Raw genomic sequence first — 26,478 nt, forward strand, 5'->3', positions numbered from 1 at the left:
TTGCATCCTCTAGCTTTTAATACTGTTATTTAATCCATATTTTCTATTTTATTAATTAATATTGATCCGTTTTCATTCAAGTCATATTTACTATCTATAGATTTCTAAAATGTTTTAAATGCATCTTCAACAGAGCCCTTTAAATTAAGACAACCTGAAAATGTTTAATTGTCAATTTCTACATTCTCATAGGTTATAATAACATTATAATATCCGTCCAACCATTTCATAATGTGTTTAAACTATTATTCTAAAAATTAAGTTTTGATTGAAATTTCAACTATTGTAAAACATGTTCTAAAATTTAATAATCAACATTTTACCTATTAATTATTAAGAATAAAACCATTATTCAGGTTTATAATACAAAATATCACGCCATTGCCCTTCCATACCTAAAACCTTATTTAAGATTCAAAGTACTGTATACCCATATGTTAAATAAGGAGTTTACTATGAAAACTAAAATTTAGAATAATCTCTTATCTTTCTTTAAAAGGGATTTTATTTTTTCATATAGGGTTCCATACTCTATAATCTGATCTTCCACTATTTTAAGATACTTTTCATGTAATTCTACATCTCCAGTTTCATAAAAAATTTTAACCCGTAAGGCATTTTCCAAATTATTATTTATCATTTCTGAGTACGGTTTTCCTACTCCTAAATTTAAAGGCCACTCCTCTGCCTCTTCTATCTTTTTTAGGGCATTATCATAGTGTTCATTCTCTATAGCCTGATAGGCAAGCATGAGTTTTGTTTGTCTGTAATATTGCCTTGCTTCATTAGCTCCTTCGAAAGGTAAAACGGTAATATTTGATAGAATTTTTTCTGAATCTTTATAACGCTCAGCCTTTATCAGTGCTTCAATCAAATCAAGCCCCACGTAATAGTTTTCTTTATTGATCTTATAATATTTTTCTAATATTTGGATAGCCTTGTCGAATTGTCCTATTTCTAGATAACCTGCAGCGAGTAATCTACCATAACGCCATTCCTCTGGTTTTAATTCAACTGCTTTTTGCATCGATGTCAACCTTTCATGTATGGTTGCTGATTTTTCTAATCTCGCTTTCATTACATAAAAGGGTGCAAATTCTATATTGTCATAAGATGCTAATAGAGAATATGCTTCCTGTTCATTTCCTTTAAATTCATTTATTAGTGCTAACAAATAATCCGATTTCCATGATTTTTTTTGGGCAGAGGCCCATTCTAAAACCTTAAATGTCTCCTCACGAAAGGGAAAAACAAAATCAACAGAAGTGGCGTGAGCTTTTTCTAGATATTGGTTAGAGGCCTCTCTATTCCCATCATTACTGTGTAGCCAAGCCAACCAGTAAAGAACAATGGAATTCTGTGGAGCCATCTGTAGAATTCTTTTACTCTCCTCATATCTATTAAGTCCAGCGTACCAAATTGCCAACTCAAGATAAGTTTCTACAGGTAACTCATTCCTTATAAGGGATTGAAAAATATCTTTTTGTATCTCGTTTGAATTAGAAAAATAATTTTCAAAACGAACGAAATGATCAATGGGATTTAATTTTTCTATATTTTCCCTTAACAATTTTAAGGACTGATCATCCTTATTAATACGCGATATCATGTACAAAATTTTCAAAGACTCCAAATTCCTTGGATTACTCTTTAAACTCAATTCTGCATTTTCCTTAGCTTGGTAATAATCACCAGACTTTAAGTATGTCCTGCTCAAAGCTGTATACGCTGCTCCTCTATAAGGTATTGAAAGGCTAGCCACCTCAAAACCATCTAAAGCATCATACATTTTATTTTTTTTCAATGCTGCTAAGCCGTAATAGTAATTTGCTTCAGGATGATATGTATCTATGCTCAATGCTTTTTTTGCATAAATATATGCCGAGTCAATTTCGAGTTTAAAGAGTTTAATTTTTGTCATTTCGACCAGAGATGGGATAAATAAAGGATCTTTGGACAAAGAAGCTAATATCTTCTCTTCAGATAATTTATAGTTTCTAAATCTGTACAAATCTCTCCCTTGAAGAAAAAGACCATAAGCACTTTCTGAATCAAATTCATTAGGCACTTCTAGTGGTCTACTTAGTTCTCTTTCTTTTCTATCTTGATTGACTGCAATTCTTTGCCCTTCTAAAATAATATATGCCGGGTTATCTTCAGAATTTATGAGGATTTGCTCTTCATACACTTCAACTGGATTAGCTTTTACAAAAACGTTGGCAAGTTTTTTTCCTTTATCAGAAAAAACTGTTAAGGTATCACTAATAGATTTTACCGGGCTAAGCTTTATAGAGAGAAGTTTATTATCATATTTAATATTAAAGGCGCCTAACAAATTAGCGCTTGTAAAACCTTTAATTCCATTAAAAGGAAACCAATATTCAGTCCATTCATCAGTAGTATAAGGAACAAAACCAATCTGTTTAAAAGGAGTTGAACTACTCTCAAAAGTATTTTGATTAAATAAACGACCGCTTTGAATTTCTACATATTGACCACTATCATCAGTAAGTAAATCTTCCCAGATTTTACCTTCATCAGATTGAGCCCAAAGGAATATTTTCTTTCCTAATTTTGCTCCTCGTTTTGCATAATGAATCATTCCATGATCATTATCTTCCCAATATCCCCCAAAATAGTCACTATGAACACCAAAAACATGAAAAGATTTCGATCCTCCAAATGCATTTTCAGAATACAAAGCAAGATTTCTATCTTTCGAATCGTTCGGCCAATTGAAAGTTTCTCCCTCATGACCTAAATACTTATTACCTGGATATAGAAATTCTAAATCGTCATTGGCAGGAATGCCAGCATTCATCCACGTATAATAGGGTTGCTCCGTTGAATTGGAATTGAACCAATAGGAACTCGTGGAAAAATATGATTTATCTTTTTCCAATTTAATTTCCAATACCCAATTCGTTCGAGTGAGTAAATCAAAGGTGCTTATGTAGCAACTAACACTACCATCTGAATTTTCTTTGGTCAGATAATCTACAGGAGTTGCCGTGTTAGGTGTATGACCAATTATGCCATAATTAAATTCGATTCCACCACTAACCCACGGACCTCTCAAAGCTATATCCCTAAATTTAACTACCTCGTTATTATAGAGAAAATTTTGCCCGCTTCGTTTATCAAGTGCAGACCAAATTTTACCGCCAATTTCAGGCATAATTTGTACTTTGATATAATCATTTTCTAACTCAACAATCTTCCAGTCTTTCTTTTCAGCTTTTTCAGTAAAACCATCATATCTAAAATACGGATAGATTTTTCCTTCCGACGGAATGGGATTGGGATCCGAAAAAGGATAAGTCACATATTTTTTTGTAGTTTCTGTGACAGTGGAATTATTCTGGGCAACCAGGCTTCCCGGAACACTAACTATAAATAAAACAAAACCAAATATTTTATATTTCAATAATCCAATCATAAGTCGTTGTTGTTTTTTATTCAATTAACCCTAATAATTGTTCACGAACTTTATCATAGCTATCTCCAGACTGAGACCAAGGTACAGTCTCATCCATAGATACTTCACTCAATGCTTTAGGAACAACACTGTTGATTATATTTATCACATTACCTTTCCCTGACTTTTGTTCAACCATTGACATGATTAGTGCATCCTGCTGTCCTCTTCGGATATTTTTCAACCTTATGGATGGTAATAGTTGATTCAGGCCTCTTTCTTCTTTAGGATAAAAAGGCATATGCCCCGGATAAAAAAGAATCCCATCACCATTTCCAAATTCCATTGTTTCACCTATAAAAGTTAACGGATTCTTGAAGACATTTTGATGAAGATGCCTTTTTGGTCCCTGTCTATTATGATCCCAATGCGTACCATGCCATATAAAATGCATATTGACATCATATTTATATAAAATCCAACTATTAACACGAAAATCAACTGCGGTTCCTTCCAATATTACTGAGCCGTAGCGAGGTCGGTTGCCGTTATAAAACCAATGATCACCATCCCTCTTCCTGATAGCAGGTAATTCTTTTAAATCCAATCCATCATTTCCTGCCCAGATATCTATTGCTCCATCCAATTCTAGTTTGTAAGGAGTGGTAGTAAATGTGGAAAGTAACTTACCTTTACCTGGATTGCTTTTTATCCATCCTGCTCTTTCTTTAATCCAAGCATAACTATCTGGCTGCGGTTCATCTATCATGTACCAAAAATATTTTACATCAGGTGCATTTTTATCAAACCACTCCACCCATAAATCTGACTGTTTTTGAACATCTGCTTTATTGGTTCCTAATACAGGAGATCCGTACATGCCTACAGGAAAAAGTTTCTCTCCAGCTCCTTGACCAGGTCCATGGTACCCCTTGGCAGCGGTAAAAGCATCTCCATTTAAATAAGGTTTATATGCATCCATTGTTTCTTGATTGAATGGAAGGGCATTCACTTCAAAGCCTCCAACAACATCGATGCGGTGTCGGTGTCCTTCAAACTTCAACATATTGTCAACTTGCTGGCTCGACATTTCAGGATAATATTTATGAACATCCGAGGTGAATAGCCAAATATTGGTATGATTTTCATCCGGTAAATAATGTGGTAATAAAGTTATTTCAAGAGGAATTTCCTTTATTATTTTTCCTTGTTCCATAACTTGAACCATCCCTGTATATAAACCATCAGGATATCTTTTTTGGTCTCGAGGTAAATGAACATCTATCCAAAAACCTTGATTGGAATTTGAAGGAATGCTAACAGGATAACCTTCATGATTGGGCAGTGCATCAGTTGGCACCAATGCATCAGGTATCCATCCAGTCATCTCTTTAGGTGCCGAAGCGGCAGATCCATAGAACCATTGTGGCAAAGTAGGAGTATCGACATGCAGATAATGTTGCACAAAGACTTCAATAGTACCACCAATACCATACTTTAAAGTATTGTTCCCAATTTGTTTTCCAGATAATTTATGAAGTGGGGCATCCACTGATAATTCAACATTTTTAGCATCTTCACTTCCACTTTCTACTATGACTTGGAAAGCGAGTACTTCATTATAAAGTCCTTTTAACCTAATCTTTTCTCCGTCCCAAGTAAAATTTTTAATCTTATTCGGATGATTTAATTCACTACGAAAAATTTTTTCGCCATCCCCCAACGCCCATACTGTTTTAACTTGAGCTAGTCCAAAAACTGGTAACAGAATAAATACCAACAACGCCTTGTGCCATAATAGCGCTTTTGTTTTTCTTCTGAACGTAAACTTTTTCATAATGACTTTATTTAAATTATAATATGTCTGCTTTATTTGCATTTTATCTTTTGGTTTCGGAATTATCATTAATTTGATTCTGTTTTTTCAGAAATTTTAGGATTAAAAAATTATTTCTCTGAAATTTCAATTCTAGTAACCCCATTTTCCTCAATCATTTTAAACTGAAAATCGAAATACTCTAGAATTTGTAGTGCTTTAGAAAGATCAGAATTTCTATAAACCTCTCCGTATAACTTCGTATCAGGAACCCTTCCTTTAAACTGAATATCAACACTGTACCATCTAGAAAATTCCCTCATTACACTTTCAATACCTGCTCCTTGGAAACTAAATACTCCCCTCTTCCAAGCAATAATCTTCGAGGTATCTACATTAATAACATCGAGTTCTTTTTCACCCAACACAGCTTGTTCACCAGGTTTTAAAATGACACCTTGATTTTTACTCTCAATAAGAGAAGAAGTTATTTTTACTGAACCTTCAAGTAATGTTGTCTTTAATACAAATTCATTCTCATAAGCGTTCACATTAAAATGTGTTCCTAAAACTTCAATTGTTTGACCTTTAGTTTGAACATAAAAAGGACTACCTTGCTTATAGACTTCAAAATATGCTTCACCTTTTAAACTAATTACTCGTTCATTTTTTGAAAATCTAACAGGAAACGTTAATGAAGTTTCTGCATTTAACCAAACTTTGGTCCCATCTGGGAGTACTATTTGAAATTGCCCACCATTTGGCGTGCTTATTTCATTATATACTTCAGTTGTTTTTGATAAACCATCCTTAGACAAGCTTAAATATTCAATTAATCCATTTTCTGATTTACGAATCTGAAAATCCTCATTTCTATAAATTTCACCTACACCTAAACCATCTAAATCAATAATTGAATTATCAGCTAATCGAAGCGTTGTTTTATCTATTACATTTATATCATCCTTAGAAATGAATATACCAGATACTGGATAATTTAAATCATTATTAAAATAACTATAGCCACCCAGGATGCCTAGACCTACAAACAAAGCAGCAGCAACCGATAGCCATGTTTTTTTTCTAATCCTGAATTCCTTCTTTGATGGTAACGTATCATAAATATCTTTCAAATCCTTTTCAAATTCTTCGGCCGTAACTGGAAGAGGATTTAAGTTATCTTGTTGAGCATACCAATTTTCCACCCATATTTTTTCTTCCTCAGTACAATTACCTGAGTTATATTTTTCCAATAATTCTTTTAATGAAGACGTTTTCATAGTGTTATGTTAGCGATTACCTGCTTCCTTATACTATAGACCATTAATACGGAAAGAGGGAGTATAGGGAAACGAAAAAAACTTTTTAAATTTGTTAATTTGTAGTTATAAGAATGGAACAAAAAAGAATATATTAATTATTAAATCAAATTTTGTTCTTAAAACCTTAATAGCATTTGCTACCTGCTTTTTAACGGTTAGTTCCGATATATTTAATTCACAGGCAATTTCTTTATGAGTTAAAAATTTTTCTCTACTCAGAAGAAATATTTCCTGCATTCGTGGTGGTAATGATTCAATTTCCTTTTCAATAAGATCTCGAAGTTGATTTTCTCTAATTAAATAATCAGAAGCGATGTTATTATAAGGACTTGGTCGATGCATATCAACATGTTTTGTAGCTACAATTCTGCGTGAAATTACTTTGATCACTCTATTTCGAACCGCTGTATATAGATAACCTGACGGATGTCCTTCTATTTGAATTTTCATTCTATTCACCCAGATATACGTGAACAACTCATGTATTATGTCTTTCGCTTCTTCTCTATCATTTAATCGCCTTAGAATATGCGCGTATAAAACAGGTGAATATCTATTATAAAGTTCAGTATAGGCCCTATGATCCCCTTTTCTTATGAGAGAAAATAAGTTTTTATCTGTGATTTCCTGGTAAAAAGCCATTCATTATTTAGTTAGTAAATTTTGCTTAAGATATACATTTATAACACATTATCAATTCCTATTTTTAAAATTCATGTCTATTTCGACATGTTAAATCTTAATAAAAAACACTTCTGATTATTATGTTACATTACCTACCCTATAAATGATGCTATCCGTAAAAAAATGTATCAAATTAATGTAAGGTGTGTTTACCTACTAAACTGTTTCAGATATTGAAAACATTATTAATTACTCTTCTTCAATGAAAAGAGGCGAGCTTTTATCCGCTCGATCACTTGCTATTCTAAACTTTTTCACATCATTTTTTAACCTTACCTCCAAGTATTCCGAACCTTCAAAAGTAGATATCGAAGTTGTTACTGTGGATATACTTCCTTTTGCGTAAGTATCAAAAACTGTAATAAACAATTCACCCAACTTATCCTTACTACTTACTTTCAATACGTATAATTGTTGGGCTATGCCTACACCTGTATCTTCAATGTCCTGTAAAAAAGTTTGCTTACCTGCATCTGATGGTTTTAAAATTTTTGCATTCATGCTTGCCGATGCTCCGTTGACTCTAAATTGATTCGCACCATCAGCAGTAAAGGTAAAATCCGAATGAAAGTAAAAATCAAATAAAGAGGGTGAACTTGCTGTAACCTCATCGGCAATTATCCAATAGTCAGGCTTCAAGTAAAGAATATGGCGATAATAAGATGTTAAATTCGTTTCGGATTTATAAGCAGGTTTTGCATTCCCAATAACATAATCGTAATCTTCTTCTGAATGTGAGTATACAATAGAAGGTTGTTCCGAAGCTTGAGCGTAATCTGTACCATTAAACCATCTGCCTTCCCCAATTTGGCCTTTGCCGTTTACAACTAGCGTGTTTTGATAAATAGTGCGTCCCCATGAGTAACCAGGAGAGGTAATCAACCAGTCACCATGACTAAAAATTTGGAACGTACCTACATCTGGGTGAGTATGTCCCCCATAAGGATCGTAAGTATACTCTGAAGCTCCTCGCTTACCGATCCATGTTCCGCATTTGAACATAGATAATGATTCATTACCATCCCATCCTGATCTCATATAAGCTATATCAAGATCATTAAAATGCTTAAACGTTGGAAGGTTATCAGGTCTCTGTGGTTGGATTTCTGGATTAACCCAAAGTAGATTCAAAAAGAATGCACTGGGTACTGAAAACCCTGATGAACTGATTTCGTTTGCAAACCATTGGGCATATCCGTCGTTGTATTCTGCAGCTACTTTACGGAGGAAATGCTCTGGTCCATACCAATCATAGCGAGGGCCATCACCAAGCGTCATCAAGGTAGAGGATGCGTTCCAATGATTTCTTGGCAACATGGCATATATTCTAAAGCTCGCAAGGTTCTTAAAAAAAGTATCATCATTAACTTCAAAAGAATCTCCACCCAATAGCTCGTGATTAAATCCCATAAATTTTGTGAGGTATGTAATACTGTACTCACTATAAGGAATTCCCTCAACATACCCTCCATCATCTGGCATTGAAGCTATAGCTTTGTCAAGTTTTTGCTGCCCCAAAGCGACCCATTTTTCTGCATCTGAATCTTCTTTAGATAAAACAAGACCTGCTGCTACTAAACCAGTTAAAGCCACATGTTGATGATTATGGAAATATTGTTCTCTCCACCAGACAGTTTTATCTTGAGTAAGTAGTAGATTATACAATCGAGCACCTCTTTCTTTCAGACAATTACGTATAATATCACGTGAAGTAACGTCAAGTTTATTATGGAGCCAGTCGTATCCAACAGCCATGCCATATAACTGATGTCCTGTAGCTAAATCCGCATTATCTATATCCCCTATTCCCCAAGTAGGGTAAGAAGCCGAAGCAAGCATAAATTCTTTAGCACTCTCAAAATATTTTTCTTGATCTGTCATCAGATAAGTCATGGCCAATTCTGGTATTGCATTCCCTACTGGCCGTTGCCATAGTTGCTCATCATAGCCACTACCTGGTTTGTATTCTGGCGGCCCCGTTCGAACATAATTATCTGCTATTGATCTTAACTGAATAAGCAAAGGGGCATATTCTTGGCTATTGATTTTTGATTTTAGAAATTCATGTGACTCCGAGGTCATATAGAGACTTGGTTGAAAATCAGAATCAGAAACTTGATCAACAGGAATTGGATTTTCTTGAGGTTTGTTAGTTTGACAGTTTAATAGAGTCAAATTGAAAAGGGCAATAAAATATAGCCTGTTACTAAATAATGTGCTTACAACGTATCTACTAAAGAGTGCAAATAATGTAAATTTGTTTCTTTTCATTTTTATAAAGCTAAGTTGATAAACATTCATTATTTGAATTCAATAGTTTCACTGGTAAAATTGAATATGATTAGGTGCTTTCTACACTAGATACCTTTGAGACTGCTTGAAGAGGTACAGGGAAAACAAATTAACTATTTGAAATTTTAAATTTGTAGTTATAAGAAAAAAACAAAAAAGAATACATTAACTATTAAATCAAGTTTTGTTCTTAAAACTTTAATAGCATTTGCTACCTGCTTTTTAACCGTCAGTTCAGATATATTTAATTCATAGGCAATTTCTCTGTGAGTTAAAAACTTTTTTCTACTCAAAAGAAATATTTCCTGCATTCGTGGTGGCAATAATTCAATTTCCTTTTCAATTAGATCTCGAAGCTGATTTTCTCTTATTAAATAATCAGAAGCGATGTTATTATAAGGACTTGGCCTATGCATATCAACATGTTTAGTGGCTACAATTCTGCGTGAAATTACTTTAATCACTCTATTTCGAACTGCTGTATATAAATAACCTGATAGATGTCCTTCAATTTCAATTTTCAATCTATTTACCCAGATATAAGAAAATAACTCATGAATAATATCTTTCGCTTCTTCTCTATCATTTAATCTTCTTAGAATATGCGCATATAGAACAGGTGAATACCTATTATAAAGTTCAGTGTAGGCCTTATGATCTCCATTTTTTATGAGAGAAAATAGTTCTTTATCTGAGGTCTCTTTGAAATATGCCATACGCTAATTAGTTAATATATTTTTTTTAGATATACATTTCTAGTACATTAACAAGTCTTATATATGAAAAAATAACACCTATTTCGACATGCTAAATCTTAATGAAAACACTTCTAAATATTATTATTTAAGCAGATCAGCTTGAAATAACAGATTATTTTACCCAACACAAACATTTAACTTACAGACACTTAAAATAATTCAACAAGCAAATTTCACGGATTTAAAGCCCGTAATTAGTCACTAATCTATATTATAGACCTTTGAAACAGCCTATGGGAGTACTTAAAACAAAAAAAAACTAATTGTGCATTAGGAAAGTTTCGAATGGTTGTATTCTATAGTCTTTTAATGCTGAAGGTCAGTATTAATAAAACTAAGATCTATCGTCCTACATTTATCAAAATAGCCATAAAGTTGAACTTAAATTTTCAGCCTTTCCATTCAAGTCAAAGTCACTCCTGCAAAAATCACATAGTTTTTTTACCTTATAATTTGATCTCCTGAAGCAGGCCTTTAAATCTATAAAGTGAAATTTAAACACCTTGTTTTCTGAAACTAATATTTGAACAATTCTCTTTATTCACATGAAAATTTCAATTAAGAAAAAAAAAGAACCCCATAAATATGCTTCGTATTATGGGGTCTAATATTGAAAGGTATTTTGTTTCCAAAAGACAAAGCCATCCCCTCTTAAATTTTAGAGAATATCCTTTGTATTTAATGCTGTAAAGTCACTTAAGCTGTTTTGATGAGGAACCGTTTTTCCATCAACAGCATTCACTAGAAATATAGTTGATGTAAAAGCTATGCACCTTTTTTCATCGTTGTACGCATACGTTACTTGTAAATAAGATGTTATTACTTAAAAAAATGTTTGAACCTTGATAAGTGAACCTATCTTCCACTGAAATCAACAAGTCTATCTGAATTTCTCGATATCTTCTTCAACTACAGAATCACCCTTATTTTCAAAAGAATTTCGAACATAGGTTAATACTTTGCCTACCTCTTCATTTGTTAGAAATTTAAATGACGGCATAGAGATGTCATTGTCAGACCCTTTTAGAACTAACGAAATTAAGGCTTTTTTGTCTTGAACAATGGAAGAACCTATTAAGGATGGATATACTTCTTTTATACCATTCCCATCTTGCTTGTGACATGCCGCACAATATTTTTCATACAATATCTCTCCTGTATTTTGTTTTAAGGCATCCAACTCTGTTTCCTTTTGACGCAGAGGAACTTTTACCGCCTTTTCAACTGTTGTGATTTTAAGGATTCGGTCGTCTGTGCTATGCGGTTTTGACATTGGATTCCAGTCATGGTTACTTGTTGAAATATAAATATCCCCTTCAGGAGAAACGCATAAATCACGAATTCTTCCATAAACATCTTCGAGATAAATTTCTTCATTAACAATTTCCAATCCGGATTGATTCAGTTTTAACACTCTTAAACTTTTGCCTTTTAAGGTAGTTAGCAATAAAGAGTTTTTCCATTCTGGTATTTTATTCGACGAATAATAATCTAACCCTGCGGGTGCTATTGTTGGTGTCCAAGAGTACATCGGCTCTACATTTTTATGCAATTCAGCGTACTCTTTTTCATTATCTTGATCGTGAAAGCCTTCAATCACATCCCATCCATAATTTCCATTAGGAAGAATTAAATTAACCTCGTCTTCTATGGCATCACCATGATCAGAAGCATACAAATTATTATTTGAGGCGTCAACTAATCCTTGCACATTTCTCAAACCTGAAGCCCATACGTAAGAATCTTTGGTAGGGTTATCCTGAGGGATTTCTCCATTCAAATTCATTCGGAGGATTTTACCATTTAAGCTTTTTTCATCCTGTGCGTTTCCGTCTTTAGCAGCATCGCCAGTAGCCCAATATAAAAATTGAAGATTTCTTGAAAATGTTAATCGTGAACCATTATGTCCTGTCCCTGCTGGAATTTCAAAAATTATTTTTGGTTGCATTAAGGTATCCTTATAAAAAGTATATCTTTCTAGTCTTGAAAAACATTCTCCTTCTTTTTCTAAGGTATAATTAACAAAAACATAGGGATTTTCCTTTTGATTTGGATGAACTGCCATACCTAATAAACCAGATGTTCGTTTCATCCAAACCTGAGGAATTGTTAACATTTTCTTTTTATCTCCATTTATTGGGTTAATTCTACTAATTACACCTTTTTGCTCCGTTATCCATATGCAATCATCTGGCCCCCAAAGAATCTCCCAAGGCACATTTAAGCTATCCGCAACCACACTGATACTCAAAACAGTGGATTCTAATTGAATATTATTATCTATAACTTTGCTAAATCGCTTTGTTTTGGTATTGCAACTGCTTAATATAATAGATAAACCTATTATAGTTGAAACTATGAGTGAATTTTTCATGAATACTTTGTATGTGATATTTTTAGTTCAATTCGTGGGGTTTTAATCAGAGCATTAAATCTGGATCTAAATTTTAAAATTTAGATCCAGATTTATGATTATTTATCTTTTTATCAACTTTGCAGTCATTGATCTTCCAGATTTTCTTTCTACAATTTTAACAATATAAACACCTGGATTTAGGTTCTTTATATTAATAGGATTCCCATCAACTTTCCCACTTTTCACAACCTTATGTGTTAAAGAAATTATTTTATAGTCCTCATTCAAAAATTCATCTGAAATAAAAACACTATCAGTTGCAGGATTTGGGAAAATTCCAATTTTGTTGATTGTGCTCTCATTAATTCCTAATGCTGCTGAATATTCATAAATCCCAATATCAGGAGTTGAACCATTTTGAATAACATTTCCATCATAATCTAAAGTGGCCAATGGTATAATTCCTGCATCAATTGCCGGGGAATTAATATTAAGATGAAAATCTGAAGGAGCATTTACGAACAAGGGGTTTCCTGCTATATTGTTTTTTATATTAGCATTCAGCGTATTAAATGTAGATGCCTCAGAAACAGTACCGTTATACATATACATAGTAGTCATTACACTAAAATCGTTATGAATTAAATTATTTTCAAAAGTATTATTATATATTAGTTGCCCCATTTGGTCTTCATGAAACTGAACTGCAATATTATTGTCATTAGTTCCACAATTATAAAAAATATTATTTCGAATGATATTTCCTGAAACTTCATTCGGTTTTTTCCAATTTATAGAGTAAAGTACCAACCCTTTACTTTGTGTATTAGCAATAATGTTATTTTCTATAATGTTATCCCTTATTTGCACATTATAATTTTCTAACTGTATACCTACACCAATTTTATCAATTTTTAAAGGGCTATCAAGAACACCATCGATTATATTATGATGAAAGTGATTTCTGCTTCCTCCAAGTTGATTACTAACAGAAATATTGTGAATATAATTATTATAATACTCACCATCTTCAGAATAACCACTGAAACCAATTCTTCCTCCATAAAGAATATCGGGAGATGTTAATTCATTATTTCGAAAAACAACATGAGATACTTTTAGGGATGGGTCACTACCTCCAACGGCACCAAAACTGGCATGACTCCAATTTTTAAAGAAACAATTGTCTATTGTAATATAGTGGGAGTTGTTAGTGATAAAAATACCATCAATACATCCTGTTACCGTATGTGCTAGGCTAGCCGGCATCTGACTTTGATCGACCGTATTGTTTGAATCAATAGATGAATTCTTAATGACAATATTGGATGAACCAGTTATAGAGCTGCCATATGCAGCGTTAAACCCTATATTACAATCATCGACCTCCCAACCTTCATTGTCCATTATTCTTAATGAAGCATTAGATCCTCCTCGAATATCTAAGCCAACAATGTTTATATAATCTGCATATCGTAATCTTACTGCCTCAGCGTATTTGGCCCAGCTAAAGGTATCAGATGCAGGGGAACTTGTAGAGTACACAGACAACTTTCCTCCTCCAATATAATAACCGGTTCCGTACAAACCTAAATCAGCTATTTGTTTAGCTCTTAACATTTCAACTCCATTCCTGAAAAATCGCTGATAATTGTCAGTAGGTGTTGACCATACATTATTTCCTTCATCTGTCCAAACAGGGTTTTGCTGTATAATAACATCAATTATAGGTTTTTCGCCAGTACCATATGCGGAATAGGTAATTGGATTGGCACTACTTCCTGAAGGATGGAAATTCGAGAACAAACGTTCACCATTCCAAATTTCACCTCTTTTGAAAAATATCACGTCTCCTGGCATAAAACCAGAAGAACTGTTATTGACTTTATTTAACGTCTTCCATGGCGTAGCATCGGAAGTACCATTATTGCTATCATTACCCAATGTAGCGTCAACATAATATTCCGTGGCATGCAGAACAGCTGAGAATAAGGTTAAAATTCCAATAAAGTAATAATGAATTCCTTTTTTTAATCCTTGTCTAATCTTGTAAAATTGGTTCATATTTTAAAATTTAGTTATTAATTATTTATTTAAATTACAGTTACCTCTATAGGGAACATTGTAGATTTTTATTGAAACTATATTTTTAATTGATTCAGCTTTACGCTGAATCGAATCCAAACACTTCATCAAAAGGTTAACTCACTTTTTTAAATTTTAAACCTCTTATTAATCACCTCCATTGTATTGAATAGCCCCCATACTAGGCTTGAACGGATCCCACTTTTTTCCGAAATAATCAACAAAATCTTCACCAAGTAGGGATGTATACTGAGTAGTACCACCATATTTTAGAGCGGTAGGTGAGCTTTCAGTGAGTGTGAAATTACGTTTGGCGACATCGGTAAAACGAGGATTAAATTGCGTATTTCCTCTAAAATATTGAGGTAATACAAGATTTAGTTCTGCAGCGTTGTACACATCTTTCGTCCCTAAATTCTTAAATCTTGCAACAGGTTCTGTACTGTTTTCCTGCCAAAAGTTATTGTGCTGAACAATAACTGTCCCAGCGACATTAGTATTAACGTCTATAGCTATATCTCCAAAATTATAGATGATATTATTGGCAATTACATTATTACTGACTGCAATAGGGTTTGCTTTACTATCCTGAATCATTATAGCGCATTCCTCTGTACTTACGAATGTATTATTTACCAAATAATTATGGTGTGCTTCAATCCACGGACCCGTCCCCCGATAACGCCAAACCGCCCAATCCACTCCCCAACCCTGGTGTGAGTGCCGAGGCATTTTGGTCACTGTTACTCCAGCAAAAATATTGCTGTAGATCTGATTATAACTACCCAAAATATGACCAGTTACCGTATAATCATGAAAGTAATTCCTACGGATAATGTTGTGAGTCGTTAGGCCCTCAAACCCATTCATATCTATGGCATGTGTATAAGCAGATTCGCCTCCAGAAACATCGTTCATCTCGACAATTAGGTTATGAACCCCGTGAACTCCAAGTATGTATGAAGTTATGGAAATGCCAGAATGTCCCCAATTAAGTATCTTATTGCCTTGAACAAGCCCGCCTTCTACCGCATGAAGCATAAAAATACCATCACCGCTCAACAATATATTAGGATCATTCTCATAATCAGACCATACTTTATCAACCAAACAATTAAGTATATTGATGTTAGCAACATAGGTTGTAAGATCACCCTGACCTGAGTGTCCTGCTTGTATTCCCGATCCGGCCCCCTGCTGAATGATACAGCTATCGAAGGTAATATTGGCACTTGGTGCCCATATGTTAACAATATTACTTGTAGAGCCACCTCTAAAATCGATATTCCTAAATGTAAAATAATTGGTATTCTCCATTAGTACTACTGGCTTGCTCCCAACCATAAGCACTTCTACATTTTTAGGAGCAACAAGCGAAGAACCTGTATTCATATAAACAATACCGTTCTTATTGATCACGCCTTCCTTTATAAACCATTCGTGAGGTTGGTCTACGTCCGTTTCATTAGCTAATTTATCGCTGGTATTTACTTTATATTTTGATACGCCGTTTGCAAACAAACGCAAGGCTTTGGAATACCCATATATCGCATGCTTCCAAGTAGTTGTGCCTATAATGTTTTCCCATCCGTCATCGCTCAATACGTTTAAATTGGAAATAACAGGCTTATCCCCAGCACCATACGCATCAATGATTACAGGGTTATTTCGCGTTCCTGATTTGTTACTGAGATCAAATAAACCAAAAGGTATATACCAAGCATCTCCCCTTTTAAATAACAATTTGTTACCAGCTTTGGCTAATGCTGTGGCTGCCGCCAAACTTTTCTTTGGGGCTGATATGCTGGTTCCTTTATTAGAATCATTTCCACTATTGGAAAAATAATAGGTTGTTGCTTGAGCTGATGCCAATCCAGAAAACAATCCGAAAACCAGAGTTAAAGCTGTTTTTTGACTAATCCGTAGCAAAGAGTTTAGCATTTAATTTAATCGAATTAATTAGTATGAATTATTTTCTGTTTTCTTTGAATACACCTTCCCTTTAATCTGAAAACCATTCACTTCACCAGTATCAGTAGTAATCACGGCGACCTCTCCTTTAGCCACTTTTATTACCTGTATGTCTACAGGGCTTCCTATCACTTTACTTTTACTAATTATGTTTCCACTAGCGTCCATAGCTATTATGGTTCCGTCCTCGCTTCCAATACAAAGCCATGGCGCATGACTACCTTGTATTACTTTTACAACCATTGGAGGAGATGGCAACATTTTAGCCCATAATGAGTTTGTCTGTCCATCAAATAGGTTCACAAATCCAGAAGAAAGCGCCACTACAATTTCAGGCTTTTCGTCAGCTGTAATATCGGCCACGTCCATCATGCGTATATTTGCTCGCGGAGTAGTGCTACCTGGCCCAAACTGAACGTTATGCAATGGTTCTCCATCGTTACTGTAAACGGTTATTCTATTCCAAGAACCATTAATGGCAGATACTATTTCACACGTCCCGTCTCCATTCATATCTTTATGGAAGTTATCAAAACGGTTCATTACCATCCAGCCGTTAACTTGAGTATGTCCCTCTGGAACCCCCATATAACCATAGTCACTTACTTCCATTTCTTTACTGTTTATAATGGCGAGGTTCGGTTTATCACTTTCCCAGCGCCCAGCCAACAGGTTTTTGCTGCCATCATTCTGATCTAAGATCATAAACTGGCGAGGGTTGCCCCAAAATACAGGCATACGTTTCACCAGCTTGCCTTGCTCATCCAAAACCTCTATAGTACCCGCACTACCCACAAAAGCTCTACTCTTTCCATTATCATACTCTCCACTATACAAGCCATGAACTCCTGGGTAAGCTGATTTGAACCAATATTGTTTCCCAGCTTCAAAAACGGCTGGATCCATTACAGATGTAAACTCCCACCTTTTGTTTCCATTTTCATCAAAAGCAATCACCTTTTCATCTGCACATCCTACCAAAAGTAATTTTGGTTCTGCCCACCAACGCAGAACCCGTACTTCACCAGGTGTTGTAAACTTTTGAACTATTTCACCTTTAATATTTAATAAACTAACCAAGTTCTCTGCAGCCATAGCAATAACATTACCCTTAGATGATGGAATAACTACACTATTTACTGGTCTTCCGTTAATCTTTGCCTGCAAAACTGGTTTCATAACTGGAACAGCACTTTTAGTGTTCTCACTATTTTTAGCAAACAATGATGCGCGACGTTCTTTTGCTGTTTGCAATAGAGCTGATAATTCAGTAGTTAAAGTTTGCATGACAGCTACTGAAGGTATTACTCCGTTGAACTCTTGTTTTCCTGCTCTTAGCTCAAAACTATACAGCTGTCCTGCTGGTTTACCATTTACTTGTTTCCGCCCAATCATTATGTTACCAGGAGTATCGAGTGCCAGCATAAGTGTAACGGCTTCATCACTTTCAACCACTAATTTTCCTGTTGCAAAATCCCAGTCTATTTTTATCGGTGCAGTTGCACTAAGTAACGATTTACTCAATCCTGCAGTACGTATATTATGTCCGTAAACAGATTTTTCGCTTAGTAGTACCAATTCGCCATCAATGCCTTCGTGCTTTCCAGTTACAGCAATAGCAGCTTCGGGCAATAAAAGAGCTGCAGCATTTTTTGTTAACTGCAAACTGGCCAATTCACCTACGGTACCAGACTTATTTTCTCCTAAAAGATGAAAAAAACTACGTTTCTCGCCTTCACGTCCAGCTCCACGCCAGTTCATAATCATTTTATCTGCTTGCTTTACTTCCATCTCTTCCGATGAGTGAAGCTCATATTTAGCTTCTGCGATTTCTTGAGGCTGTATTTTAATAAAGTTACCCTCTGGCATCCATGATGCTTCAGGAATATCCCACGTTGTTTCAACAAGGATGGTTTCACTGTTACCTCGGAAAGTGATTTCGTCAGCAATAAGAGCATATCGCTCTTTACGAAGCGTCAGCGAACGACGCCAGTTTGTAAAAGCTAGGTCGGGCACCTCTGCAACTGCAGTTGTCACCTCTCCAACCACTCCTTGGTATAGTAAAGCTGCATCCATTGCTACTTTAGGTTCGAACATACCATCAGCACTAGTAATTACTTGATTATGGTATCCTTTTAGCAATGTTGAACCTTTAAGACGAAGCTCCAGAATATCAAATGAATGGTACGGGTTACGCAAAGCTCCATTATAACCTTTTATAAGAACAAAATCACCTCCTGCACCAAGGTCACTACGGTAACTACACCAACGGAATGACTGTTTTTGGGTGAAGCCAGTATTACGAGCCTTCCACATTTCTTTTGGCATTAGTTGTATATTCCAACTTCCACTTAAATCTTTAGGTACTTCCACAGGTAAGTTAGAATCTGGCCAATAGGATTGACCCAAACGAAACGCGTCGGTGTCTAAATCAACATGTTCACGATAATAAAGCCATCTTCCCTCATTTAAAATGTAAGCTGTTTTATTAAGCATGCTCAATGATGACGTGTGAAGGCCCCAATCAGGTTTATGCCCCGTAAAAATTATTTGTTGTGTATTAAATGCCTGCCTTAGATTGGCCATTGTTTCAGGATCGCGATTACCAGTAAGAAGCAAGTAATTTAGTATTGGATCAAAAAAGGAGGTAAACCAAAAAAGATGATCATTAGTTCCCGCCATCCAATAGGTGTTTTTAAGACCTGAAAAATATAAATCTGCGGCATACATGGAACGTTTCCAAATAGGATTAGGGTAGTCTTTTTCAAAATACCTCCCCAAAACATATAATGAAAATGCAGACCAGTCGCTATGACGACTACCAATAGATGGTGACTCCTCTTTGGCATCATAAATACCCTCAACTACACGATGAGGAAGCTGACGGGCAAAGGCATTAGTGATTTTTAAACGCATTTCGTCTGTGAGCAAAGGACTTTCTTCTATTAAATCCCACATCTCAATCATCATGTGCGCCGAATAATGATATGGCCCTGCCAAAGGGTCATTTTTATTTTCTATCAATTCGCCATCTACAAGAGCTATTTCTTTAATGATCTCCTCGTTTGGAAAAGACAATCTTAAAAACTCTTTAAGATAGTACTCCTCGTTTGTCATGTAGTAAAGAGACATATGCTTACTTATCATATTCCAACCGAAGTAACCTGTAGAATTATACTTTTCAGAAGCTTCCCATATTTCTGCCTCTTCTATGTTTTGAGGAACTTTATAATCTTTAGACAACTTAACCTCAGCTAAATGATCAACCGACAAAAAGCCTTTTTTACCTCCAGCCGATTTAAGCGATTCAATCAAAGCTTGTACAGCAGCCTTAACTCCTACATGATCGCTACCACCAGCAAAAAGAACGTTTTTCCCATTTCCGAATGGATTATGTAAGCTACGTACAACAAATCCACCAACTCCAGGGTATTTTAGATCGAGAAAAGTATATGCCCTATCGTATAAATCGCTGATTGATTTATTTGTAGACCGATTTCCCAATAAAATTACATTTTTCTGCAAAGGAATAGCTAAGGCGGCGTCGTTTAATACAGGCACAGTTACTCCTGTAATATTCTCGATAGCGTTTTGAATCGCTAATACTTCTGTAGCATAAACTTTTGGTGCCACAATTGTAATTTCCGGACGAGATTGATTAACAAGTTGTGTGGTTAAGTAAAGATTTTTCAACTTGTGATATACTGGAACCACAGGCTTCGGAATTTCATCCTGATCTTGCATGGCTGCTAGGTGAAATGGTAAAAAAATTATAGTTAACACAAAAACAGTAACGTAATTCCTTAACCTTTGTAATAGACTATTACTTCTCATTTAAATATTGTTTTTAACACTGGGAGCTTCTTTCAAAAATGTACTAGTCGTTTAACCTACCAATCAATTAAATTGCTTAAAAGCAAATAATATATTGACGGTCGGTATATTTATTATTCGTATACTTTTGTAAATTCATGATGTTTAATGCTTACTTCTTATCTGGATTAAGCCATCTCGTTAGGAAACTTACCCCCTCGTCTACTATTGCTTCATGCCCTCCAGGGTGAAGCGTTAATTCGATTCGCTCTGGCATTTCTAACTTTTGATAGTGGTCTTTAGATTTCTCAAATTCTTCTACAACCTGTGGCCAGTGTGCGATATTATCTTTTTTTCCATGCTGCAACATAATAGGTCTTGGAGCTATCATAGAAATAACATCTGAATCGGAAAACTCTGTTAGCCAGCCATTAAAAAACGCATGCTCTTCTGCTGGTGCGAAACTGGAATAAAGAGGACTTTCTACTGCCATTTTATTTATACGATTGTTAAACCAGCCAGAAACTACTCCCGTTTTAATACGAGATTCAAGTGGCATCCAAAACATCGTAGCCATCCCTCCTAGTGATACACCCCACATGCCCACTCTGTCTGCATCCACTCTTGGGTCAGCAAGTACAACATCTAAAAGGTGTTGAACTCTAACAAGTTCAATACCAGGTAAACTGGTACCTGCCAAACGAGCATAACGCTCAATTTTATTTCTCCGCTCTATAGATCTTAAATTCATGGGAGCAAGTACCGCAAAGCCCGCATTAAGCAAACCTTTAGCATATTCATGATACCCTCCTGGAGAAAACGGGCTCTCTGGAGTACTACCAATTCCATGTTGAACCACTATTATAGGTACTGGTTTTTGAATACTTGCTTCTTTAGGAAAAACCAAAACGGCTTGTGCCGTAAGCATCCCTAATGGAAGCTCTATCCATTCTCCCTGAATATCCCCTAATGCATATGTTTTTTTCGAAAGAGGACCACTTTTACTAAGAACTGGTGGACTTAAAACCTGCTCCCATCTTCTTCGGTTTGGTTCTACACTTCGTATCAATGCATCAGGATTACTATAATCTCGATTCCAAGATTTTTCCGAACGGGTTTCATACTCATCAACTAAGAAATTTATCAGATAGTCCTCCAACTGCTTTTCATAAGCATTAATACGAACAAGTTCAACCTCTTTAGGAACAATCGTATTGTTTTGAGCAATTACTTGAAATCCCTTAATTAGTAATAATGAACTAACGGTATATCTCAAAATTTTTAAAATCATATTGTTTATTTTTTATATTAAAATGTTAATTATTAAAATATTAGGCTTTGATTTTAAGCTAATGTTATATTTAATCCCAAACCTAACGGTAGAAGTTTAAGAAAGAATAACTGGCTACAAAATGATAATTACAACGTTTTTTATTTTACTAAGTTTCATCATTCATAATGCTCAGTTAATCTTTCTTCGGAAAAATACAATCGTTAATTATTCAAATATTTTCTCTTCACCTATGATTTAATCCTTTTAATTTGATAGAGTAATACGCATTGCATTTATACAATAGAATCCGTATACATTGTTGTTATTCTCCCCTGCATTAATAGTGATTAAAATGTCACCATTGTCGTCTGGTTGTATACCATTTGCGCACACTGTGTTTGATTTATTGTTTGCAGCATCCAAAAGAACAGCTATCTCATTTTTCCCTTTTGAAGTATATTTGGTCTCTCCATTCTCACCTAAAACAGCAGAAGATTTAGAACCAAAGAAGCAAAGGTCATAGGTCTTGCTATTATCCAAACCAGAAAGTTTTAGAACACTCTTTTCAATTAGTTTTTCTGAAAAATCAAGTTTAGAATTACCAAAATAAGAATATGACGATAGGTCATCAGACATATTAAAGTCCGTAATTGTTCCTTTCTCTCCTGTATCATTTCGTGAGTTGAATCCTTCAACAATTTCAATAGAAGCTCCAGTAAATACATCATTCTTATCTTTTAGGTTAAGAATAAATTTTCCTTTTGTATAACTTGAAGATCCCATAAAACCATTCCAGCCTGAGGTAACCGTTTCGGACCCGAAACTAATAAATACTTCATCTGTTAAAGCATCGGGACCGTCTCCTTTGTAATCTACCATTTCGGTAATTTCGCTAGGTTTCAATGTAGCATTATGAGCAGCATTCTGAGCTATTTCAGCGTGATATTCAGAAAGAGTAAATGGTTTGTATGTATTGCCGATTACACTCTTCCCTGAAATAGCCTCAAACCAAGTACACGCCGCAGTATATCTCCCTATATTAACATCCAAGTGATAACCGTCACGAGTATATTTATCTCCAATTACACTGGTTCTTCCATTCTGAATTGCTGTACCAACAGGAATTAAAATATCCAGACCAACCAAATTCTTTGCCCGTCCTGTAGCATCTACAATGGCATTATACATTGTAATTTGATCATTGTTATAGTTTGCAAAACCTTCATGCGTAGTGTTTTGTGCGTAAGCCCAAGTTTGATGCTGTATATATTTCACATAGGGATGAGTTGCTTTACTTTTAACATAATTGAGAAGCAATGGAAGCGGAGTAACATAGGTCTCGTACTGTCCTGAATTGCGACTCACTTGTTGAAAGCTAATATAATCCCATTGCTCATCCGCTAATCCAGCTTCAATACTAGTTTCGGGAGTTCTTGATATAGAACCATTTTGATCTCTCTTCCAATACTCGTAAGCAGGAATGTTTCCGCTTGCATTTTGCCAATGCATATCAAGTGAAGATGCTCCGATGATGAGGTTACCAATCACAATTGGGATTCCTTCTTCTTTTGCTAGTTCATATAAATAAGACTCAACCCCATCCGAAGAAAAACTATTTCCGATAGCTAATATTCTAATGATCCCATCTTCTACAAACTCAGCAGGCATATCTTTTACAGTAATTGTGTAAACAGATACCTGTATCCCATCCGTAGATGCAAGTGAAACGTTAGCGGTCCCAGTCATTTTTGCTTCAATCCTTACGGAATAGTCTGTCTCTGGGAAAATAGAAACTACCTCAGAATTATCAGTCTTCCATTCGTAAGTCCGGTTTGAAGAAGTTATTGAGTCAATGTTAGACTTCAGAACTAATTCCTCACCAATTATAAGGGTAAATGACTCATTATCTAAAACTAAAGATTGCTCTAGGCTATCCTCTTCTTGTTGCGATTGTTTTTCATAGGAAACCGCACCAAAGGAAAGCCCAAAGATGAAAAATGTTAAAATTAAAAGCTTGTATTTTTTCATATTCATACTATATATCAGTAATCGAAGTGCTCTCAATTAGAACTCTAACAAATAAAATGGAGTATATTTTCATAATTTGATAAAAGTTAGCACTTGCTTATTCATACTATAGACCTTTGAAACGGAATGAAGGAGTATATGATAACACTAAAACTATTTGGACTTTTAAAATGAAAGTGTTTGACTTTAGCAAAATGTGAACTTTTTGCTAAAGTTGGATAGGACGAAAACTGAGAACCATTACCAGAAAATATAATGGTCCAGTCAATTTTTTTGATATAAAGTATGATCAACTAAGGCTTACACAATTTTCAGCTAGGCTAAATGTTTTCTACAGCAAGCACTTCTCTATGGCCGATTTTTGTACCTACTTCGAAATTTTTATAAACTTCTTCAAAGCGGAATCTTAAATTCTCAAAAATACATTAGAGAAAGCCACATATCTAGATACGTTATTACCAATAAATGAATACATTTTTTTAAAATTTAAATTATTTATAAAATAAATAACAATTCAAATCAAACTAAACCCTATTAGTATGAATTAAATTACATTTAATTTTATCATATTTAATTAATTCTAAAAATATGTGCACAAAGCGTGCATTATCTAACCTTTTCAAACAAGAAAATACCAATAAAATAAGGACATAAGGACTTATTTATTCGTTTTACACAATTGCTGTGCCGTCTGCCTATTTAAATCTTAGTGTATTGAAAATGACAAACTTATTCAAATTGAATCAATCTATATTACCGCAATAATTTTATTTGAATTCGTTTACTCGATTATGCTGTAAAGTACCGCTATTAGTGAAATTATGAAGAGTTTTGCAACAAAAAAGGGCTCACAATCTGTGAGCCCTTTGTTTATCAGTGATCGCGACAGGATTCGAACCTGTGACCGTCTGCTTAGAAGGCAGATGCTCTATCCAACTGAGCTACGCGACCTGAACCAATAAGGAAAACGTTTTTCGTTTTCGGTGTGCAAATATAGAACTAACTACATTTCTAACAAAGTTAATTTTACATTTTTTTTCATTATTTTTATTATTCAATTCAAACTATTATTCAACACTCTAAAAACAAGCTTATTACAACTTAAGTGTAGGCTATTTAATATTTAGTCAATATCTTTATACTGTAAATTGGAGCTTTAATGATCACCGAACTAAAAGAAAACTACGGCTATCTCTTTGAAGATGCGCTATTAAACGAAATAAATAATGTTGGAACTTATAAAGAAGTGCCCGAAGGATTTCAACTTATCGATATAGGCGAATACATCAAATCCATGCCTTTACTGGTTAGTGGCGCCGTAAAAATTTTAAGAGAAGATGATAAGGGCGACGAGCTTCTACTTTATTTTATAGAGCGTGGTGACACCTGTGCCATGACCTTATCATGTTGCATGGGACAAAAACGAAGTGAAATTAGAGCAGTAGCCGAAACCCCGACCAAACTCATTATGATTCCTGTAGAAAAAATGAGTGAATGGATGGGAAAATATAAAAGTTGGCAAAACTTTATTCTGCAAAGCTACCATGATAGAATGACGGAACTTCTGGAAGCCATAGATTCTATAGCCTTCCTAAAAATGGACGAAAGGCTCTTCAAATATCTAAAAGACAAAGCTATGGTAAATCATAACGATGTGATTAATGTAACGCATCAAAATATCGCCTTCGATTTACACACCTCTAGAGTTGTTATTTCTCGACTATTAAAATCTCTTGAAAACGAAGGAAAAATTAAACTCAATAGAAATAACATTAAAATTCTAGACTTTTAATATGTAACCAATGTTACTGAACACCCCTACGAAGTAGCATAATTTTGTGGCTTAAAAGAAAATTATGACTGTTGTAGAAATTATAGGCTTTGTAGGCGCATTATTAATAGGACTTGTTCTAGGGTTAATTGGTGGAGGTGGCTCTATATTAACGGTTCCGTTATTGGTTTACCTTTTAGGATTCAATCCTATTGTGGCTACAGCTTATTCTTTATTTGTTGTGGGATCTTCTTCTTTGGTTGGTGTGATTCAAAAAGCGAAGAAAAATTTAGTCGATTTTAAAACCGGTTTATCGTTTTCCTTCCCATCCTTTTTAGCCGTATACATTTCCAGACGATTTTTAGTTCCTGCCATTCCTAACGACATATTTACCCTTAATGGCTACACCTTAACCAAAGACATGGCGATTATGGTGTTTTTTGCAATCATCATGTTTATGGCCGCAACATCAATGATTAAAACAAAAAAAGAAGTGGTTGAAGTCCACACCAAACAACCCTACTACAAAACCTTTGTTCAGGGTGCTGTTATTGGCGTAATTACAGGTTTAATTGGTGCCGGTGGCGGATTTTTATATGTACCTGCATTAGTGCTTTGGGCGGGATTATCAATGAAACGCGCCGTTGGAACGTCCTTAGTTATTGTTTCTCTTAATTCCATTATTGGATTCACAGGAGACTTACACACCTTAGATATCGACTGGATCTTTCTGTTATCCTTCTCGGCTATTACCATCATAGGCATTTTAATTGGTGGTTATTTATCAAAATATGTATCGAACAAAAAGCTAAAAACAAGCTTTGGTTGGTTTGTACTAATTATGGCTGTTTACATCATTATAAAAGAATTTTCGCAACACTAATATTGTAA

The 26,478-nt window shown here is 34.8% G+C and carries 14 protein-coding genes and 1 tRNA gene; 2 read left to right on the plus strand and 13 right to left on the minus strand.

All coding sequences use genetic code 11. From position 1 onward, the window contains the following. Window positions 1-469: 469 nt before the first annotated feature. The 13 genes from ICJ84_RS08150 to ICJ84_RS08210 form a co-directional block, all read right to left on the minus strand. The gene (locus tag ICJ84_RS08150; RefSeq protein WP_188215876.1) at window positions 470-3,439 is read right to left on the minus strand and encodes a DUF5107 domain-containing protein; all 2,970 of its coding nucleotides are present in this window, start codon (window positions 3,437-3,439) and stop codon (window positions 470-472) included. A gap of 16 nt (window positions 3,440-3,455) precedes the next feature. After that, window positions 3,456-5,255 carry a glycoside hydrolase domain-containing protein gene (locus tag ICJ84_RS08155; protein WP_188215877.1) on the minus strand — a complete coding sequence of 600 codons (1,800 nt, stop codon included), beginning with the start codon at window positions 5,253-5,255 and terminating at the stop codon, window positions 3,456-3,458. A 110-nt stretch (window positions 5,256-5,365) separates the two neighbouring features. Beyond that, a complete protein-coding gene (locus ICJ84_RS08160; protein WP_188215878.1) occupies window positions 5,366-6,514 on the minus strand; it encodes a FecR family protein in 1,149 nt (382 codons plus the stop codon). Window positions 6,515-6,619: 105 nt separating this feature from the next. Continuing rightward, complete coding sequence (locus tag ICJ84_RS08165) at window positions 6,620-7,198, minus strand: RNA polymerase sigma factor (RefSeq protein ID WP_188215879.1); 579 nt, start codon at window positions 7,196-7,198, stop codon at window positions 6,620-6,622. Between the two features lie 231 nt (window positions 7,199-7,429). After that, the gene (locus tag ICJ84_RS08170; protein ID WP_188215880.1) at window positions 7,430-9,511 is read right to left on the minus strand and encodes a DUF4962 domain-containing protein; all 2,082 of its coding nucleotides are present in this window, start codon (window positions 9,509-9,511) and stop codon (window positions 7,430-7,432) included. 158 nt (window positions 9,512-9,669) lie between these two features. Beyond that, window positions 9,670-10,248, minus strand: a complete 579-nt coding sequence (locus ICJ84_RS08175; protein ID WP_188215881.1) for an RNA polymerase sigma factor — start codon at window positions 10,246-10,248, stop codon at window positions 9,670-9,672. 922 nt (window positions 10,249-11,170) lie between these two features. Beyond that, complete coding sequence (locus tag ICJ84_RS08180; RefSeq protein ID WP_188215882.1) at window positions 11,171-12,664, minus strand: PQQ-dependent sugar dehydrogenase; 1,494 nt, start codon at window positions 12,662-12,664, stop codon at window positions 11,171-11,173. Between the two features lie 102 nt (window positions 12,665-12,766). Continuing rightward, entirely contained in the window at window positions 12,767-14,710 is a 1,944-nt protein-coding gene (locus ICJ84_RS08185; RefSeq protein ID WP_188215883.1) for a right-handed parallel beta-helix repeat-containing protein, read from the minus strand. Between the two features lie 168 nt (window positions 14,711-14,878). Then, window positions 14,879-16,660 carry a hypothetical protein gene (locus ICJ84_RS08190; protein WP_188215884.1) on the minus strand — a complete coding sequence of 594 codons (1,782 nt, stop codon included), beginning with the start codon at window positions 16,658-16,660 and terminating at the stop codon, window positions 14,879-14,881. Window positions 16,661-16,690: 30 nt separating this feature from the next. Next, window positions 16,691-20,536: an FG-GAP-like repeat-containing protein gene (locus tag ICJ84_RS08195; protein ID WP_188215885.1), complete on the minus strand. Its 3,846-nt coding sequence runs from the start codon at window positions 20,534-20,536 to the stop codon at window positions 16,691-16,693. A 151-nt stretch (window positions 20,537-20,687) separates the two neighbouring features. Beyond that, entirely contained in the window at window positions 20,688-21,791 is a 1,104-nt protein-coding gene (locus tag ICJ84_RS08200) for an alpha/beta hydrolase family protein (protein ID WP_188215886.1), read from the minus strand. A 261-nt stretch (window positions 21,792-22,052) separates the two neighbouring features. Continuing rightward, window positions 22,053-23,534 (minus strand): DUF4886 domain-containing protein, encoded by a 1,482-nt coding sequence (locus tag ICJ84_RS08205; RefSeq protein ID WP_188215887.1) that lies wholly within the window; start codon window positions 23,532-23,534, stop codon window positions 22,053-22,055. Between the two features lie 1,159 nt (window positions 23,535-24,693). Then, window positions 24,694-24,767, minus strand: a tRNA-Arg gene (locus tag ICJ84_RS08210). Window positions 24,768-24,975: 208 nt separating this feature from the next. Here ICJ84_RS08210 and ICJ84_RS08215 point away from each other — a divergent pair. Both ICJ84_RS08215 and ICJ84_RS08220 read left to right on the plus strand, forming a co-directional pair. Then, on the plus strand, window positions 24,976-25,608 hold the full coding sequence (locus ICJ84_RS08215; RefSeq protein WP_188215888.1) for a Crp/Fnr family transcriptional regulator: 633 nt from the start codon (window positions 24,976-24,978) through the stop codon (window positions 25,606-25,608). 64 nt (window positions 25,609-25,672) lie between these two features. Further along, complete coding sequence (locus ICJ84_RS08220; protein ID WP_188215889.1) at window positions 25,673-26,470, plus strand: sulfite exporter TauE/SafE family protein; 798 nt, start codon at window positions 25,673-25,675, stop codon at window positions 26,468-26,470. The last annotated feature ends 8 nt before the right edge of the window (window positions 26,471-26,478 follow it).

This window comes from Aestuariibaculum suncheonense (assembly GCF_014596935.1).
Taxonomy (GTDB): Bacteria; Bacteroidota; Bacteroidia; order Flavobacteriales; family Flavobacteriaceae; genus Aestuariibaculum; species Aestuariibaculum suncheonense.